This window comes from Dorea sp. AM13-35, from assembly GCF_003473885.1.
GTDB lineage: Bacteria > Bacillota > Clostridia > Lachnospirales > Lachnospiraceae > Dorea_D > Dorea_D hominis.
The window spans coordinates 41940-59034 of record NZ_QUCZ01000002.1 but is presented as its reverse complement, the minus strand read 5'-3'; the positions used below and the strand labels follow the sequence as shown (position 1 = coordinate 59034).

Annotated in this window: 16 protein-coding genes, 1 pseudogene and 1 riboswitch; of the genes and pseudogenes, 11 read left to right on the top strand and 6 right to left on the bottom strand. The window is 42.1% G+C overall.

The window, feature by feature from the left end; all coding sequences use genetic code 11:
• Positions 1-22: 22 nt before the first annotated feature.
• Positions 23-379, top strand: coding sequence for a stage V sporulation protein AE (gene spoVAE / locus DW152_RS03195; RefSeq protein WP_117537107.1), 357 nt, complete (start codon positions 23-25; stop codon positions 377-379).
• Between the two features lie 167 nt (positions 380-546).
• Positions 547-2181, top strand: coding sequence for a Na/Pi cotransporter family protein (locus tag DW152_RS03190; RefSeq protein WP_117536895.1), 1635 nt, complete (start codon positions 547-549; stop codon positions 2179-2181).
• 153 nt (positions 2182-2334) lie between these two features.
• Here DW152_RS03190 and DW152_RS03185 read toward each other — a convergent pair whose 3' ends face one another.
• Together DW152_RS03185 and DW152_RS03180 are read right to left on the bottom strand one after the other, a co-directional pair.
• Entirely contained in the window at positions 2335-2586 is a 252-nt protein-coding gene (locus tag DW152_RS03185) for a GNAT family acetyltransferase (protein ID WP_117536894.1), read from the bottom strand.
• A gap of 14 nt (positions 2587-2600) precedes the next feature.
• Positions 2601-2864, bottom strand: coding sequence for a hypothetical protein (locus DW152_RS03180; RefSeq protein WP_021860763.1), 264 nt, complete (start codon positions 2862-2864; stop codon positions 2601-2603).
• Between the two features lie 185 nt (positions 2865-3049).
• Between DW152_RS03180 and DW152_RS03175 the strand changes: the two genes are divergently transcribed.
• From DW152_RS03175 to mutY, 4 genes are all read left to right on the top strand, one after another.
• Positions 3050-4114 carry a PTS transporter subunit IIC gene (locus DW152_RS03175; protein WP_117536893.1) on the top strand — a complete coding sequence of 355 codons (1065 nt, stop codon included), beginning with the start codon at positions 3050-3052 and terminating at the stop codon, positions 4112-4114.
• A 68-nt stretch (positions 4115-4182) separates the two neighbouring features.
• Positions 4183-4716 (top strand): cob(I)yrinic acid a,c-diamide adenosyltransferase, encoded by a 534-nt coding sequence (locus tag DW152_RS03170; RefSeq protein WP_226976675.1) that lies wholly within the window; start codon positions 4183-4185, stop codon positions 4714-4716.
• A 101-nt stretch (positions 4717-4817) separates the two neighbouring features.
• Positions 4818-5492, top strand: coding sequence for a GTP pyrophosphokinase (locus DW152_RS03165; RefSeq protein ID WP_021860766.1), 675 nt, complete (start codon positions 4818-4820; stop codon positions 5490-5492).
• On the top strand, positions 5479-7209 hold the full coding sequence (gene mutY, locus DW152_RS03160) for an A/G-specific adenine glycosylase (RefSeq protein WP_118287947.1): 1731 nt from the start codon (positions 5479-5481) through the stop codon (positions 7207-7209). Before DW152_RS03165 ends, mutY begins: the two co-directional genes overlap by 14 nt.
• Before the next feature lie 168 nt (positions 7210-7377).
• Here mutY and DW152_RS03155 read toward each other — a convergent pair whose 3' ends face one another.
• The 4 genes from DW152_RS03155 to DW152_RS03140 form a co-directional block, all read right to left on the bottom strand.
• The gene (locus DW152_RS03155) at positions 7378-8046 is read right to left on the bottom strand and encodes a phosphatase PAP2 family protein (protein ID WP_021860768.1); all 669 of its coding nucleotides are present in this window, start codon (positions 8044-8046) and stop codon (positions 7378-7380) included.
• Positions 8047-8148: 102 nt separating this feature from the next.
• Entirely contained in the window at positions 8149-8973 is an 825-nt protein-coding gene (locus tag DW152_RS03150; RefSeq protein WP_118287946.1) for a glycerophosphodiester phosphodiesterase, read from the bottom strand.
• 13 nt (positions 8974-8986) lie between these two features.
• Positions 8987-9931, bottom strand: a complete 945-nt coding sequence (locus tag DW152_RS03145) for a diacylglycerol/lipid kinase family protein (protein ID WP_021860770.1) — start codon at positions 9929-9931, stop codon at positions 8987-8989.
• A gap of 3 nt (positions 9932-9934) precedes the next feature.
• On the bottom strand, positions 9935-10543 hold the full coding sequence (locus tag DW152_RS03140; protein ID WP_021860771.1) for a TetR/AcrR family transcriptional regulator: 609 nt from the start codon (positions 10541-10543) through the stop codon (positions 9935-9937).
• A gap of 181 nt (positions 10544-10724) precedes the next feature.
• Between DW152_RS03140 and DW152_RS03135 the strand changes: the two genes are divergently transcribed.
• The 5 genes and pseudogenes from DW152_RS03135 to DW152_RS13610 form a co-directional block, all read left to right on the top strand.
• Positions 10725-12881, top strand: coding sequence for a Tex family protein (locus DW152_RS03135; RefSeq protein WP_118288050.1), 2157 nt, complete (start codon positions 10725-10727; stop codon positions 12879-12881).
• Between the two features lie 56 nt (positions 12882-12937).
• A complete protein-coding gene (locus DW152_RS03130) occupies positions 12938-13846 on the top strand; it encodes a YitT family protein (RefSeq protein ID WP_118287945.1) in 909 nt (302 codons plus the stop codon).
• 103 nt (positions 13847-13949) lie between these two features.
• Positions 13950-14074: riboswitch (FMN riboswitch) on the top strand.
• Positions 14075-14239: 165 nt separating this feature from the next.
• On the top strand, positions 14240-14875 hold the full coding sequence (locus tag DW152_RS03125; RefSeq protein WP_021860774.1) for an ECF transporter S component: 636 nt from the start codon (positions 14240-14242) through the stop codon (positions 14873-14875).
• A 291-nt stretch (positions 14876-15166) separates the two neighbouring features.
• Positions 15167-15700, top strand: a complete 534-nt coding sequence (locus DW152_RS03120; RefSeq protein ID WP_021860344.1) for a helix-turn-helix domain-containing protein — start codon at positions 15167-15169, stop codon at positions 15698-15700.
• Positions 15701-15763: 63 nt separating this feature from the next.
• Positions 15764-16843 (top strand): annotated as a pseudogene (locus tag DW152_RS13610) (ABC transporter ATP-binding protein); the annotation flags it as partial.
• Between the last annotated feature and the right edge of the window lie 252 nt (positions 16844-17095).

Below are 17095 nucleotides of genomic sequence, written 5' to 3'. Positions count from 1 at the left end.
AAAAAGAAAGGCAGGAAATAAGATGGAATATATCAATGCATTCTGGGTGGGCGGTTTAATCTGTGCGTTGGTGCAGATTCTGTTAGACCGGACGAAACTGATGCCCGGGCGGATCATGGTTCTTCTGGTGTGTACCGGGGCAGTACTTGGCACACTTGGAATCTATGAACCAATTCAGGAATATGCGGGCGCCGGTGCGAGCGTTCCCCTTACAGGATTCGGAAATCTCCTATGGCAAGGTGTCAGAAAGGCGGTTGACGAAGAAGGCGTGATCGGAATTTTTCTGGGAGGTTTCCAGGCAAGTGCGGCGGGAATTGCCGGTGCTTTAATATTTGGATATCTGGCTTCGCTTATATTTGAGCCGAAAATGAAGGAGTAATTGAAAAAGAGATACCAAAAAGATATTAAAAAAATCGAAAAAAAGATTGTGTTCTTCTATAACAAATGGTATTGTAAAAATAGTGAGCTTGTTAAGAATAAATTAAGAAATTGTAAAAAAATAAGCTTAAAAAACAGCATAAGAGACATATTTGTAGGAGGAAGACAATGAATTATGTAGATATACTGATACCTTTTGTCGGTGGTCTTGGAATGTTTATTTATGGTATGCAGATCATGGCACAGGGACTGGAGAACGCAGCGGGAAGTAAGATGAAATCACTGCTGGAAGTGCTGACGAAGAACAAATTGATGGGAGTGTTACTAGGAGCTGCTATCACAGCAGTCATTCAGAGCTCTTCAGCGACAACCGTCATGGTCGTTGGTTTTGTTAATGCCGGAATCATGAACCTGACCCAGGCAATGGGAGTGATCATGGGTGCCAACGTTGGTACAACCGTTACCGGATGGCTCGTATCTTCCGTAGAGTGGGCAGAATTTTTAAGCCCGGAGAAGCTAGCACCGATCGCAGTGATTATCGGTGTGGTTATCATGTTGACAGGCAAGAGACGTACATCCAAAGAGATCGCCAATATTATTGTTGGCTTTGGTTTACTTTTTATCGGTATTTCTACGATGTCATCAGCAGTAGAGCCGCTGAAAGAATTTGACGGATTTGTACAGATGTTTGTTACATTAGGAAAGAATCCGATCCTCGGTATTCTGGCTGGAGCGCTTGTAACGGCAGTGATTCAGAGTTCTTCCGCATCGGTTGGTATTCTGCAGAGTCTTGCGGCAGCGGGATTGGTACCATTCAGTGCAGCTATTTATATTATCATGGGACAGAATATCGGTACTTGTATTACAGCAATTTTATCCAGTGTAGGTGCGAAAAAGAATGCGAAGGCAGCAGCACTTATGCACCTGATCTTTAATATCATCGGAACGATTATTTTCAGTATCATTGCAATCGTTTACTTTACTGTGCTGAATCCACAGGCAGGAACAGGAAATATTACACAGACAGAGATCAGTATGGTGCATACATTCTTCAACATTGCAACGACAGTTATGTTATTCCCGGCATCTAATCTGATCGTGAAAATTGCCAAGAAGATCGGCCGTGTGGATGAAGATGCCAATGATCCGGGAACAGTACTTCTCGATGAACGTATGTTACAGACACCAAGTATTGCTCTGCAGTCTGTGATAAAAGAAACCGTTCGTATGGGCGAGATCGTAAGGAGATCCATTGAAGTTGCAAAAGATGTATTGTATACACAGGATCAGGAAGCAATTGATATTTTGAAAAATGATGAGAGTGATGTTGACAGACTTTGTGCGGGAATTACCAATTATACGATCAAATTATCTTCCTTACAGATCAGTGAGAAAGAGCATCAGGAAGCAGCACATCTGTTACAGGTGCTTTCCGATATGGAACGTGTCAGTGATTACTGTGAAAATATCTCTGAGTTTGCAGAGACACTCCGAGATAAGAAAGCATCCTTCTCTGAGACAGCAAAGAAGCAGTTAAAAGAAATGATTGAGGAAACTGCGAAAAGCTATTTCTATGCACTGGATGCATTTAAAGAGCAGAGCCATGAGAAGGCACTGCGTGTTATTGAAAAAGAGACAAAAGTGGATGACCTTGAGGTGAAACTGCGGAGTCGTCATATTAAGAGACTGTCTAATAATGAATGTAATACAGAAGCGGGTATTGTATTCTTAGATACGCTGGTTTGTATGGAACGTATTTCTGACCATGCAAGAAATATCGCAGAAGAAGTACTCGAAGAGTAATCAGCGGATAAAACTCGCAAAGTGTATTTTATCCGTTGTGAGTAAGACATCCGGACTCGAATAAAAAAATTGGGTAAAAAATGTCATGTATCAGCAAGAACCGGTACATGACATTTTTTGTGTCTTTGTTTACATTTTCATGAATATCGAATTTTAATCATTATAAGACTTTTCGTGAACTTCCGACAGCCATTCCAAGGCCTGCGTAAGTCCATCTGCGGAAAATTCAAATTCCTTCCATTCTTTCTTCTCATCAGCAGTCTTCTCAAAACAATATGGTTCCGGATAGATACATGCTTTTAATGTATCCTCATCTTTTTGCAATAAATAGCGCATACCGTGATGAGAACCGGTATAGACTTCTTTCTTTAAAAATTGTAAAGATAATCCGATTGGTTCCAGCATGATAAAACTCCTTTTTATTCTTCTATAATATGGATTTCCAGATAATCAAAATCAATAGAATCTACAAAATTATCCTGATAAAATCTTGTCTTATCGTGGCGTTTAAATTCATCTATCGTAGATTCCAGCCAGATTGGTTTGCTGAGATCAAATTCATAGCAGATCTCTTCCAGTGCGTGAAAGATCTTATGGGTTCTTGTATCATCTGAATCATCACAGATCACAGTGTCCCGAAGCATATGATTGTCTTTAAATTCTTTGCCCCATAAACGAAACATAAGTGTTCCCTCGCTTTCCTGATAATGAAATGAGTATAGTCGTTTTCTGAGAAAAAGTAAACACTTTTAGAGAGTAAACTTTTTATGGAAGTTGCTTTTTGGCAGAAGCTATGATAGGATTTTTCTAAATGACAAGACACATAACAATACAGATGATGTATTGGGTGTAATTATGAGGTGAGAAAATGGAAAAAGTAAAGAAAGTGTTGGATCGGATTTTTATTGAAGGGTTAAGTGCGATGGCGCAGGGCTTGTTTGCAACGCTGATCATCGGCACGATCATTCAGCAGATCGGAAGTTTTATTCCCGGTCAGGCAGGAACGATACTGTTTGTAATTGGCAAAGTAGCTGCGTCTCTGACAGGAGCAGGAATTGGTGTTGCAGTTGCTTACAAATTTAATGAAAGCCCGCTGGTTGTTGTATCTGCGGCAACAGCAGGTATGACAGGCGCATTTGCAAGTAAATTGCTGGCAGGAACAGTTCTGGTTGACGGAGCAATGGTTTATTCAGGTCCGGGAGAACCATTAGGTGCATTCCTTGCAGCGTATGTAGGGATTTATTTCGGACATCTTGTTTCCGGAAAAACGAAAGTGGATATTCTTGTAACACCAATTATAAGCATCGGAACAGGTTCTGCTGTAGGGCTGATCCTTGGACCGCCGATTTCCGGATTTATGGTGTGGCTTGGTTCGGTTATTAACTGGGGAACAGAACAGCAGCCATTTTTGATGGGAATCATTGTTTCTGTACTGATGGGAATGATACTGACATTGCCGATCAGTTCGGCGGCACTGGGAATTATTTTGAATTTATCCGGTCTGGCAGCAGGAGCGGCGACGATAGGCTGCTGTTGTAATATGGTTGGATTTGCCGTGGCAAGCTACAGAGAGAATAAGATTGGAGGACTGCTTGCACAGGGAATTGGAACTTCTATGCTGCAAGTCCCGAATATTGTAAGAAAACCGATAATCTGGCTTCCGGTGATCCTGTCCAGCGCGGTTTTAGGACCGACAGGCACAGTTCTTCTGCATATGACAGGTAATGCAACCGGATCAGGAATGGGAACGGCAGGATTGGTAGGGCAGATCATGACCTGGCAGACGATGATCGCAAGTGAGGCAGGAGCGGTTGTATTGTTAAAGATTCTGCTGATACAGATTGTGCTTCCGGCAGTCGTAACACTGGGAATCAGTGAATGGATGCGAAAAAAAGGATGGATTCAATTCGGAGACATGAAATTGGATTTCTAAATGCACAGGACATGAATTCATGGTATACTGTTAAGAGGTAACGAAAGAAGAGAAAACAGAAAGCGGGGATGTTAGCAATGATAGGAACCGGAAGAATTCATGTATATTACGGAACAGGAAAAGGCAAGACAACAGCGGCAGTAGGACAGGTGATCCGGGCAGCGGGGAGCGGACTTAAGGTTCTGATGTTTCAATTCATGAAGAACAATTCTTCCAGTGAGCGTGCAATCCTGGAGCAGATTCCGAATGTAACGTGCCTTCCGGGCAGGGATAAGATCAAATTTTACAATCAGATGAATTCTGATGAACGGGCAGAATTAAAGCATTATAACACGAAAGCATTAGATGAGATAATCAAATTCTGTAGTCCGTTTGACGTATTATTTTTAGATGAGATACTGTGCGCAGTTTCTCTGAATCTTCTGAATGAAGATAAACTGATGAGTTTTCTGGAGCATAAGCCGAGAGGACTGGAGATCATTATGACCGGACATGAAGTGTCAGACCGGATCATCCGTGCTTCCGATTATGTGACGGAGATGAAAAAAGTAAAACATCCATATGACAAGGGACAGTCAGCAAGAGAAGGAATCGAATATTAATCCTTAAAAATCTATTAAAACAGGAACAATTTCTGGCCGCTTATGTTATACTCTTCGGGTGCCGCAAGAAGACTTCGAAGGACGGAAGGAGAGAGGCAATCGTGGAGAATGCAATTAAGAATTACGAAGATGTGGACAGCTGGAAGACCATTATGTTTCTTTATAATTCCGCGTTAAAGGAAGTAGGAACGAAACTGGAGATTCTAAATGACGAATTCCAGCATGTACATCAGTACAATCCGATCGAGCACATTAAGACACGTGTGAAGACACCGGAGAGTATTGTGAAGAAGTTAAAAAGATACGGTTATGAGACATCCATAGAGAATATGGTAAAGTACATCAATGATATTGCAGGAGTAAGATTGATCTGTTCATTTACTTCTGATATATACAGATTGGCAGAGATGATTGGAAACCAGAGTGATTTAAAGGTATTATCGATCAAAGATTATATTAAGAATCCGAAAGCAAGCGGCTACAAGAGCTATCACATGCTTGTATCGGTTCCGATTTTCCTGTCAGACAGTGTTGTAGATACAAAGGTAGAGATCCAGATCCGGACGATCGCGATGGATTTCTGGGCAAGTCTGGAGCATAAGATTTATTACAAATTTGAGGGAAATGCGCCGGAATATATCAGCCGGGATCTCAGAGAGTGTGCAGATATGGTGTCAACACTGGATGAGAAGATGCTGTCGTTAAATGAGGCGATCCAGGCGTATGTAGAAGAACAGGAAGAATTAAAAGGACGGAAGAAAAGTGAAGTATCCTAATATTTATCCGGGCAGTTTTATAGACAGACCGAATCGGTTTATTGCTTATGTGGAATGTGCCGGTCGTACAGAGACTGTTCATGTGAAAAATACAGGACGCTGTGCGGAACTTTTGCAGCCGGAGGTACCGGTGTATATACAGAAAAGCGATAACCCTGAGCGTAAGACAGGATGGGATCTTATCGCGGTAGAGAAAGGCGACAGACTTATCAATATGGATTCCCAGGCGCCGAATAAGGTAGCGCAGGAATGGATCTGCGCCGGTGGACTGGTGCCGGATCCGGTACTTGTAAAGCCGGAGTACACATACGAGAATTCCAGATTTGATTTCTATGTGGAGACGAAGAATCAGAAGATTCTGGTGGAAGTTAAAGGAGTTACATTGGAAGAAGACGGTGTAGTCCGGTTTCCGGATGCGCCGAGTGAACGTGCCGTAAAGCATGTACAGGAATTAAAGAAAGCAAGAAAAGCGGGGTACGAAGCGTACGTCTTGTTTATGATACAGATGAAAGGTGTACGCTATTTTACGCCAAACAGGCAGACACATCCGGAATTTGCGGAAGCCTTACAGGAAGCCGCGGATGCAGGAGTAAAGATCCTGGCAAGAGACTGTGTAGTGACGACAGACAGCATGACGCTTGCGGATGAAGTCCCGGTTGTGCTTGGACAGCCTGAGCTTCATGAGATGGCAGAACCATTAACCGGATGGTATAGGAAATACCACCGTGACCTTCCGTGGAGACATCACCCGGATCCGTACAGAATATGGATATCAGAGATTATGCTGCAGCAGACAAGGGTAGAAGCGGTGAAGGGATATTATGATCGCTTTTTACAAGCGTTGCCGACAGTGAAGGATCTGGCAGAGGCGCCGGAAGACAAGCTGCTCAAATTGTGGGAAGGTTTAGGGTATTACAACCGGGTACGCAACATGCAGAAAGCAGCAATCCAGATCATGGAAGAGTATGGCGGTGAATTTCCGGCAGATTATGAGAAAATCCTTGAACTGAAAGGGATCGGAAGCTATACGGCAGGAGCAATCAGTTCATTTGCGTTTGGAATTCCGAAACCGGCAGTAGACGGCAATGTGTTGCGTGTAGTAACGAGAGTTCTGGCAGATGATGCAGATATTATGAAGCAGAGCACGAAGAAGAGGCTGGAGAAAGCGATCGAAGAAGTCATTCCGGCAGATGCGGCCAGTGATTTTAATCAGGGACTGATCGAGCTGGGAGCGATTGTCTGTGTGCCAAATGGCGAACCAAAATGCGGGGAATGTCCACTTAAGAATATATGCCGTGCAGAAAAAGAGGGGCTGACAGATAAGTTACCGGTGAAGAAAAAGGCAAAAGCAAGGCGGATTGAGAAAAAGACCGTTTTTCTGTTTGAAGATCTGCAGGAGATTGCTATCCGTAAAAGACCGGCAAAAGGATTGCTTGCCGGACTTTATGAACTGCCGAATGTAGAAGGGCATCTAAAAAGAAAAGAGGCAGAAAACTATTGCCGTTCTATTGGACTTATGCCGGTAAGAATTAAAAAATTACCGGATGCAAAGCACATTTTCAGCCATGTGGAGTGGCAGATGAAAGGTTATCAGATTCAGGTGGATGAATTGGAGAAGACAAACGAGAAAGGATTTTTGTTCATACATCCGGGAGAGATCCGGGAGAAGTATTCCATCCCATCTGCATTTGCAGCATATACGAAGGACATTATATGATACCAGAATACCAAGTTCGGCACGGAACAATACGCGGGTATCAGAAAAAGAAGAGGAGTGTGATTAGAAGATTACACTCCACGAAAATAAAAAAGAATCGCAATTGACAGATTGGTTTATAGAGATCAGTCAACTGCGATTCTTTTTATTTTAATATTATATTTTATCCTAGATCGGTTGCTGTGACAGCTTCGGTGCCCGCTTTGTCTGTGTTACATAGATCAGCGGATAAATCATAAAGGTAAGTGCCACTGCTGCGATCACATCCGTTACAGAGTGCTGCTTTAAGAACATGGTAGACAGAACAATCAGTCCGGCAAGTCCGTAAGAAACAAACTGGATACCGCGGTGTTTTTTCAGTGCCTGGCTGTGTCCGATGGCGATAGCAGCGCCAAGTGAATTATATACATGAATACTTGGCAGTACATTCGTTGGTGTATCGGTGCTGTAAAGCTGTTGTACCAGTCTTGTAAAAACAGTATCGTTCGCAAATGTGTGCGGACGCAGGTTTAATTCATTTGGAAATACTGTGCAGATGATCAGGAAGATCGTCATTCCGGTGAATAAAAATGCTGTAAGCTGATAATATCCTTTCTTATCCGTAAAGAAGAAATATGCGATCGTTACAGCAATAAATAAAAACCATAACAGATACGGAACAATAAAATATTCTACAAACGGGATATAATCGTCAAGTGGTGAGTGGATCAGATAGTAATGGCTGAATCTGTGCTTCTCCAGATAACAGAACCAAGGCATGTAGATAAAGCTATATAATAAAACCCATGCATGACGATACCGCAGGATAAATTGTTTGATTTTCGTAATGGATTGCATAATTACGCCCCTTTATATAACAAGTCTTATCTAAAGATTAGCTAAGTTTCTCAACGGATTATAACATGAAAAGATAGAATCAACAACAATGTTCATCTATTCTTAATAATTTTCACCATGTTTTTCGAAAATCTGCATATCATAACAGCGTTTGCCTTCCAGCAATGCCTCAGGTGTACGAAGTGTCCAGACAGCTGTAGGTGTTCCAAAGAATTTCCGTAAGAAAGAAACAGTAAATTTAGGAAGGTTTTTCAGTTTATAAGAAATAAAATCCGGTCTGCCAAGAAAATTAAGAAGCAGGTTTTCGGCAAGAAAACGTAAAAACCAGAGTTCTTTCAGAGGATCCTTCGTAAGTCTGGAAGAAAGCTGTCCACGCAGAACTTCCGGAGCATGCCTGCGATACCAGAAAAGTCCCATCGTATTAAAAGACTGAATCATATAATTTCCATGATAACAGGAAAGGGCCTTATGAACATGCTGACAGATAGCGGTGGAACGACCGGGAATTTTCAATTCGATCAGAAGAGGTACCTGTCCGTTTACCAGTGACAGAACATCTTCAAACAGAGGAATCTGTTCTTCTGTATCCTGGAGACGGCATGTTTTCAGCTCCGGAATTGTCAAATCTTCGATCGTGCCGGATTTTTTACAGACACGGTTCAGAGTATCATCGTGGAAAACAACCAGTCTGCCATCTTTGGTGAGATGAACATCCAGCTCAATGCCATAACCGTGGGAAAGCGCCTGCCGGAACGCGGGCATAGAATTTTCTGGAATTCCATTTTCAATACTGTGATATCCACGATGAGCAAAACAGGTTCCACGATACAATTTTAAAAGTTCCTGCCGTTTGCCTGTCCGGGGGAAAAGTAAAAAGAGAACAAATAAACACAGACAAACAATAAAAATGAGTATTCCGTGATACATAAAATACATCTCCTTAACTTAAAATCAGACGAATTTTCTCAGGTTCCAGAGAACAGGTAATTTCTCGTTTTAAATATACCGGTTCTCCGTCTGTATGGACCGCAAGTGGTTTCGGGCTGGTAAAAGTTGCTTTTTTACATTGATATGTATGGATTCCTTTGAAAAATACATGCCATCCTTTAAAAGCGGTTGGCAAAAGCATAAGAATGACAGCTTTCGGGAATCCTTCTACTACAATAACATCCAGAATATCATCAGAAGGATCTGCTTTTGGACAGAAACGGAATCCACCGCCCTCTGTGCGCTGATTCATAGCCGCAGCGAAATAAACTTTGTGAAAAAGTATTTCTTCTGTATCACCGGACAGATCCGTAAGCCGAATGTGCATATCACAGGGTGTCATGGTGAAAATCTGGGAAAGTGCAACGCCAACGTAGGATAGTTTTCCAAGATGCAGCTTATTAAGAAATCGTTTCAGCGGAGAGACGATTACCTGATGGCAGACAGCGGCATCAAATCCAAGACCGGAACTGACAGCAAAACGGCGCCGGCAATAAGGCTTGCTGTCTGTTTCATATTCTGTCACTCCGATATTTAAGTATGCAAAACGGGAAGGCTTAAGGATATGTTTAAGTGCTGTGAGTGGATCCCGGGAAAGTCCCATGCTCCTTGCAAAATCATTGCTGGACCCAATCGGAATGTATCCAAGTGTGATGCCGGACAGATCGCTGATGCCGTCAATGACTTCATTTAAAGTGCCGTCACCGCCAAGAACAATCAGTGTTTCCAAAGATGGATCGGCACACAAATGAGCGGCAAGCTTCGAGGCATGCCGCTGATATTTAGTGAAAAAGACCTGATAAGAGATCTCGTTCTCTTTCAGATATTGTTCCAGTGTGTTCCAGACAGTCTGACCGAGGCCGCTTCTAGAACCGGGATTTACAAGAAAAGTGTACATGATTTAAAATGCTCCGTTCAGATAAGTCTCCAGACTTCGCTTCATATTTCCTTCAAAATCCGCATGTCCTTCTTTCAGACACCATTCAAAAACGTTACCGATCACGATCATACGGATATCGGTTGTAAGAGCTTCCAGATCTCCGGATATCTGTAAAATTCCGGCATCCATGCATTTCTGCAGATAATTGTGGACCGTAACGATCGGATAAGGACGCTCCGTACGGATGAGCGGGTTCAGAGACTGGTTCTTTGGTGTATAGTAATTCGACATAAATTCTACGCCCAGATCCTGGCAGTAATGTACATAATTCAGATAGACGTAGATGATCGCTTCTTTAGCTTCAGCCGGAGAAGCCGGAAGATCAAGAAAATCCGGATTGATGCTCGGCTGCTCTTCTATATAATAAGAAAGAAGATCGTCTTTTGTTTTGAAATGATGATAAAAACTTCCGTTGGAAACCCCAGCTTCGTCACAGATATTTTTAATCGACAATGCTTCATATCCGTCTTTTTGTAAAATATTTTTGGCAGCGGCGAAAATCCGAGCTTTCGTTTCCATAGACTTCTGCTGCTGCTTGGACAATGGTTTTGTTTGTACTGTCTGATTCATGATGATCAAGAATCTCCTTTTTCTTTTATGATAACTTTAAGTATAACATAATAAATAGTTGTTTTCAATAAAACAGAGTGAACTCTGTATTTATTGTTCCATTGCAAGAAAGAGACATTTTCGTTATAATAAGAAAGATTGTGGAAAGCCACAGAAAGTAACATTCAGAAAGGATATAATTATGGATATCAATCAGAAGATTACAGAAGAATTAGGCGTAAAAAAGTGGCAGGTAGAAGCGGCTGTAAAATTAATCGATGAAGGTAATACAATTCCATTTATCGCCAGATACAGAAAAGAAGCAACTGGTACACTGGACGACGAACAGCTTCGTAAATTATATGAAAGACTGACCTATTTACGGAATCTAGAGGAGAAGAAAGAACAGGTACTGGCAAGTATAGAAGAACAGGGAAAACTGACAGAAGAGCTGAAAGCAAAGATCGTTGCGGCACAGACACTGGTCGTGGTAGAAGATCTCTACCGTCCGTATCGCCCGAAACGAAGAACCCGTGCGACGATTGCGAAGGAAAAGGGACTGGAGCCACTGGCATCACTGATTACTTTACAGAAAGCAAAAGAGCCGCTGGAGAAGCTGGCAGAAGACTATGTTAATAAAGAAAAAGGCGTAGAGACAGTCAAAGATGCGCTGGACGGCGCGAAGGATATTCTCGCAGAAGCAGTGTCCGATGAAGCGGCATACAGAAGCTGGATCCGTAAGAGAACCATGCAGAAAGGAACTCTTATTTCCACTGCAAAGGATGAAAAACAGGAGTCGGTTTATGAGATGTATTACGAATTTGAAGAAGCACTCAGCAAGCTGGCGGGACACCGCATCCTTGCGCTGAACCGTGGAGAGAAAGAGAAGTTCCTGACTGTAAAAGTAGAAGCACCGCAGGATGATATCTTACGATATCTGGAAAAACAGATCATCCGCACAGATAATCCGTATACGACTCCGGTACTTCAAGAAGTAGCAGAGGACAGTTATAAACGTCTGATCGCACCGGCAATCGAGCGGGAAATCCGGAGTGAACTGACGGAAAAAGCAGAGGATGGAGCAATCGAAGTGTTCGGAAAGAACTTAGAACAGCTTCTCATGCAGCCTCCAATCACAGGAAGAACCGTGCTTGGCTGGGATCCGGCATTCCGAACCGGATGTAAACTTGCAGTTGTAGATCCGACCGGAAAAGTTATCGGTACAACAGTCATCTATCCTACTGCACCGACAACACCGAAGAAGATCCAGGCGTCCAAAGATTTATTAAAGAAGATCATTCCGAAGTATCACGTATCACTGATCTCAGTAGGAAATGGAACTGCATCCAGAGAATCTGAGCAGTTTATCGTAGAGTTATTAAAAGAGATTCCGGAAAAAGTAGAGTATATCATTGTAAATGAAGCAGGAGCTTCTGTATATTCGGCAAGTAAACTTGCTTCAGAAGAGTTCCCGAATTTTGATGTCGGGCAGAGAAGTGCAGCGTCCATTGCAAGACGACTGCAGGATCCGCTTGCCGAGCTTGTGAAGATCGATCCAAAGTCGATCGGAGTCGGACAGTATCAGCATGACATGAACCAGAAGAAATTAAGCGAAGCACTTTCCGGTGTTGTAGAAGATTGCGTAAATAAAGTCGGTGTCGATCTGAATACAGCATCCGCACCGTTGCTTTCCTATATTTCCGGTATTTCTTCCGCGATTGCCAAAAATATCGTTGTATATCGTGAAGAAAACGGCAAATTTACAAACCGGAAACAATTATTAAAAGTAGCAAAGCTGGGACCGAAAGCATTTGAACAGTGTGCAGGTTTTATGCGTATCCAGGACGGAGATAATCCGTTAGATGCTACCAGCGTGCATCCGGAGTCCTATGCGGCAGCAGAAGAACTTTTGAAGAAGCAGGGATTTTCCGTAGATGATATCAAAGGAGGAAAACTGACAGGATTATCACTTACGATCCGTGATAGAAAACGTCTGGCAGAAGAGCTTGGAATCGGTGAGATCACACTGGAAGATATTGTAAAAGAATTGGAGAAACCGGGAAGAGATCCGCGAGATGAGATGCCAAAACCGATCCTTCGCACGGATGTTCTGGAGATGAAAGACCTGACAGAAGGCATGGTATTAAAAGGAACAGTGAGAAATGTCATCGATTTTGGAGCCTTTGTTGACATCGGTGTCCATCAGGACGGACTGGTACACATTTCAGAATTAAGCGATAAGAAATTTGTAAAACATCCACTGGAAGTAGTAAGCGTTGGTGATATCGTGGATGTCAAAGTTTTAAGTGTGGATCTTAAGAAAAAGAGAATCCAGCTGACAATGAAGGGTATTCAATAAAATAATTTAACAAAAGTAATTTAATAAAAAATACAAAAAAGCGAGAGGTGTTTAGTATGCAGAAAAATTGGGGAAAAACATTGATTACACTTGCCGGAGTATTAGTGGGGAATATCATTCTGGCATTTGCAGTTGCAGCATTTATCGTACCAACAGGTATTGTCATGGGAGGCGCAACCGGTATTGCACTTACGATCACACATTACGTGCCGATGTCCCTATCGGTTGTATTATTAGGTGTAAACGTCATATTGTTCCTGTCAGGAGCTTTTATACTCGGGAAAAAATTTGCAGTTACAACGATTGTAAGTACATTTTTATATCCACTTTGCCTGTCAGTTGTCCAGAAGATACCGGGAATTACAACGCTGACAGATAATCAGCTGCTGTCCGCAATTTATGCGGGAGTGCTTATGGGAATTGGAGTTGGTATCATTGTAAGAGTTGGTGCTTCTACAGGCGGAACCGACATCATAGCACTGATCCTGAACAAAGTGGCACATATTCCACTGGCACCGCTTATGTATGTGGTTGATTTTATTGTGCTTTCTTCACAGATCCTCTTTTCTAATTCAGAACAGGTGATGTATGGTATTTTGAATCTGGTGCTGACAACGGTACTACTAAATAAGGTGATGCTGCTTGGAACTTCACAGATACAGTTGTTTATCATATCTGAGAAATACGAAGAAATCCGGGAAGATTTATTATCCAAGCTTGATCTTGGAACAACGATGATCTATATTGAAAATGGTTATCGTCATGAAAAACAGAAAGGTGTTATGTGCATCGTTCCGAACCGGAAACTGTATTCCACAAAAGAAATGATCCACAGCATCGACCCGTACGCATTTATTACGATTACACAGATCAATGAAGTGCGAGGTCAGGGATTTACATCCGAACGTATCCGTTATCAGGAACTTCCGGAAGACCGGAAACCGGCAGGTGACAGACAGCCTTAGATTTTTGAAAGTCAGACATAATGGATGTTTGTGTGAGATAATACTTCGGCAAAGTTTCACTTGCAATTTAAGAAGTACAGCACTATAATAAAAAACAAAGAGAAAGATTCTTCGGGGTCGGGTGAAAATCCCAACCGGCGGTATAGTCCGCGACCCGGTATGATACGTACCGGCTGAATCGGTGTAATTCCGATACCGACAGTAAAGTCTGGATGAGAGAAGAGTTATGCATAGAAAAAGCAATATTATTACCCCGGTATTTTGTTTGATACCGGGGTTTTATTGTTGCAATAGGAAATTGATTTTCTTACTATATAAAAACTTCAGCAAGATGTAATGCATAGTTCCGGAAGTTTTCTTTCTAAATATAAGTATTTTAAAGGAGACCAACATATGAGTACAAGTACAAAAACAATGGCAGCAGCACAGACAAAGAACAGGACAAAGATCCGTGTAATGGCACAGGTTGGAATGTTATCTGCAATCGCATTAGTATTAATGCTTTTCGAGATTCCGCTTCCGTTTGCACCATCTTTTTACGAGATCGATTTCAGTGAAGTTCCGGTATTAGTCGGATGTTTTGCAATGGGACCACTGGCAGGAGCAACGATTGAATTCATCAAGATCATTCTGAACTTTGCGGTAAATGGAACCATGACAGCAGGGGTAGGTGAGATTGCTAACTTTCTGATCGGATGCGCATTTGTGGTACCGGCAGGTCTGATCTACAAGAAAAAGCATAACCGCACAGGCGCTATCGTTGGTATGATCAGCGGAACATTATTTATGACAATCCTTGGATGTTTCCTTAATGCATACGTATTATTACCGGCTTATGCAAAAGCGTTCCAGATGCCGATGGATGCACTGGTTGGCATGGGAACAGCAGTGAACAGCCACATTACAAGCGTTACAACGCTTGTCATCTTTGCAATCGTGCCATTTAACCTGTTAAAAGGTGTGCTGGTATCGCTGATCGTATTTTTGATCTATAAGAAGATCAGCCCGATATTCCATATGGGAAGATAGAAGAAAATATCAGATAATGATGAAAAAAAAGAAGGACAGAGCCTTGATTTTTAGGGTTCTGTCCTTGCTTGTATTATAATGCAGTTTTCAGCAAGTTGCCATCTGGTGGGAAATACAGGTTTTAATTTTTTTGAAAAAATATCCAAAAAAACTAGAACCAGGCTTCAAAAAATCTGTGAATCTCTTGAAATATTCCCGTAACCGTGTATAATAAACTTTGTTCGGTAATTTTGAACATAAAGTATAGTAATAGAAAACTCCAGAACGAAAATATATCTCGGAGGTGATAGGGTGGATATCGGAAAGAAATTGAAAGAACTGCGTTTGCAAAATGACCTGACGCTGAATGATCTGGCATCCAGAAGCGAGCTGTCAAAAGGCTTTCTGTCCCAGGTGGAGAGAAATCTGACAACGCCGAGTATCGCAACGCTGGAAGATATTCTGGAAGCGCTTGGAAGTAATCTGTCAGACTTTTTCCATGAGGAAGAAGAGCATCAGATTGTATTCGGACAGCAGGATTTTTTTGTGGATGAACAGGAAGGTTTTCAGATTGAGTGGATTGTGCCTAATGCACAAAAGAACCAGATGGAGCCTATTATTTTAACATTGGCGCCACATCAGAAAAGCCGGGAAGTGTCGGCGTTTCAGGGAGAAGAATTTGGCTATGTATTAAAAGGCAGCATAACAATTGTGCGTGGCAAGAAGAAATATAAAGTAAAGGCGAAGGAAACGTTTTATATGGATGGTTCCAGAAGCCATTATTTATATAATCATGGGAGCGGGGAAGCAAAAGTATTGTGGATCACCAACCCGCCGATGTTTTAAACAGACGAGAACGATAAAAGGCTGAGATATTATAGCTGACAGATTATAGAAGGGAGACGTGAGATGGAAGAGAATAAGATCATTGAATTCCGCAACATTGTCAAAAGTTTTGACAGCCAGGTTGTGTTAAAAGGAATCAATCTTGACATTTATGAAAATGAATTTGTAACACTGCTCGGGCCAAGTGGCTGCGGTAAGACAACACTTCTTCGGATTCTGGGAGGATTCCTGGAAGCAGACGAAGGAAGTGTGATTTTTGATGGCGAGGAGATCAGTAATAAGCCGCCGTATGAGCGGGAACTGAACACGGTGTTTCAGAAATACGCACTCTTTCCACATCTGAGTGTTTATGAAAATATTGCATTTGGGCTTAAGATAAAAAAAGTCGGAAAAGACATCATTGACCAGAAAGTCATGAAGATGTTAAAGCTTATCGGACTGGAAGGATTTGAAGACAAGAATACAACACTGCTTTCAGGAGGCCAGCAGCAGCGTGTTGCAATTGCAAGAGCGCTTGTCAATGAGCCGAAAGTGCTGCTTCTTGATGAGCCGCTTGCTGCGCTTGACCTGAAACTCAGAAAAGAGATGCAGTATGAGTTGAAACGGATCCAGCAGGAGGTCGGTATCACCTTTATTTTCGTAACACATGATCAGGAAGAGGCACTTACGATGTCGGATAAGATCGTTGTTATGAAAAATGGTGAGATCCAGCAGATCGGTTCGCCGCAGGATATTTACAATGAACCGGCAAACCGTTTCGTAGCGAACTTTATCGGTGAAAGCAACATTTTATCAGGAACGATGATTGATGATTATAAAGTCATGTTTGATGATATTGTATTTGACTGCGTGGATTATGGATTTAAGAAGAATGAAAAAGTAGACGTTGTCATCCGTCCGGAAGATATTGATATTGTAGATGTAAAAGACGGTAAGATGACCGGAGAAGTTTTGAGTGTGCTGTTCAAAGGTGTTCATTATGAAATCATGGTGGAGACAGTTCCGGGGACCAGCGTTACGGTAAATATGCGTGTCATCCGCAACCACGAAGTGACAAGTGAAGACGGAAAAGAAAAAATCAGTGCAAACAACTTCTATGTTGATGTTGACGATGTGGAAGAAATGGATGATAAAGAGATTATCGCGTTCTCCAATGCGCAGGCATGGGAAGTAGAGACAGATGATTATATATCCATTGCAAAAGTAGAATACGAACTGGAGAAAGAAGAAGGACAGTATCCGGTTACATTTACAACCGCAGATGGAACAAGCATCGAGAGAACAATCTTTGTAGTCAACCAGCCGTTCGTTAAGAATGAAAAGGCAAATGAAGCGGTTATGGCGTTCAACTTCTTCAAAACAGTAGATGAGATCAATGATTCACAGGCATTGGAT

Coding starts and splice junctions, on each gene's coding strand:
- DW152_RS03185 (WP_117536894.1), bottom strand. CDS start 2,586: ATGCTGGAACCAATCGGATTATCTTTACAATTTTTAAAGAAAGAAGTC.
- DW152_RS03155 (WP_021860768.1), bottom strand. CDS start 8,046: ATGCAATCCATTACGAAAATCAAACAATTTATCCTGCGGTATCGTCAT.
- DW152_RS03145 (WP_021860770.1), bottom strand. CDS start 9,931: ATGTACACTTTTCTTGTAAATCCCGGTTCTAGAAGCGGCCTCGGTCAG.
- DW152_RS03170 (WP_226976675.1), top strand. CDS start 4,183: ATGTTAGCAATGATAGGAACCGGAAGAATTCATGTATATTACGGAACA.
- DW152_RS03135 (WP_118288050.1), top strand. CDS start 10,725: ATGGATATCAATCAGAAGATTACAGAAGAATTAGGCGTAAAAAAGTGG.
- DW152_RS03190 (WP_117536895.1), top strand. CDS start 547: ATGAATTATGTAGATATACTGATACCTTTTGTCGGTGGTCTTGGAATG.
- DW152_RS03150 (WP_118287946.1), bottom strand. CDS start 8,973: ATGTATCACGGAATACTCATTTTTATTGTTTGTCTGTGTTTATTTGTT.
- DW152_RS03175 (WP_117536893.1), top strand. CDS start 3,050: ATGGAAAAAGTAAAGAAAGTGTTGGATCGGATTTTTATTGAAGGGTTA.
- DW152_RS03180 (WP_021860763.1), bottom strand. CDS start 2,864: ATGTTTCGTTTATGGGGCAAAGAATTTAAAGACAATCATATGCTTCGG.
- DW152_RS03140 (WP_021860771.1), bottom strand. CDS start 10,543: ATGAATCAGACAGTACAAACAAAACCATTGTCCAAGCAGCAGCAGAAG.
- DW152_RS03130 (WP_118287945.1), top strand. CDS start 12,938: ATGCAGAAAAATTGGGGAAAAACATTGATTACACTTGCCGGAGTATTA.
- spoVAE (WP_117537107.1), top strand. CDS start 23: ATGGAATATATCAATGCATTCTGGGTGGGCGGTTTAATCTGTGCGTTG.
- DW152_RS03125 (WP_021860774.1), top strand. CDS start 14,240: ATGAGTACAAGTACAAAAACAATGGCAGCAGCACAGACAAAGAACAGG.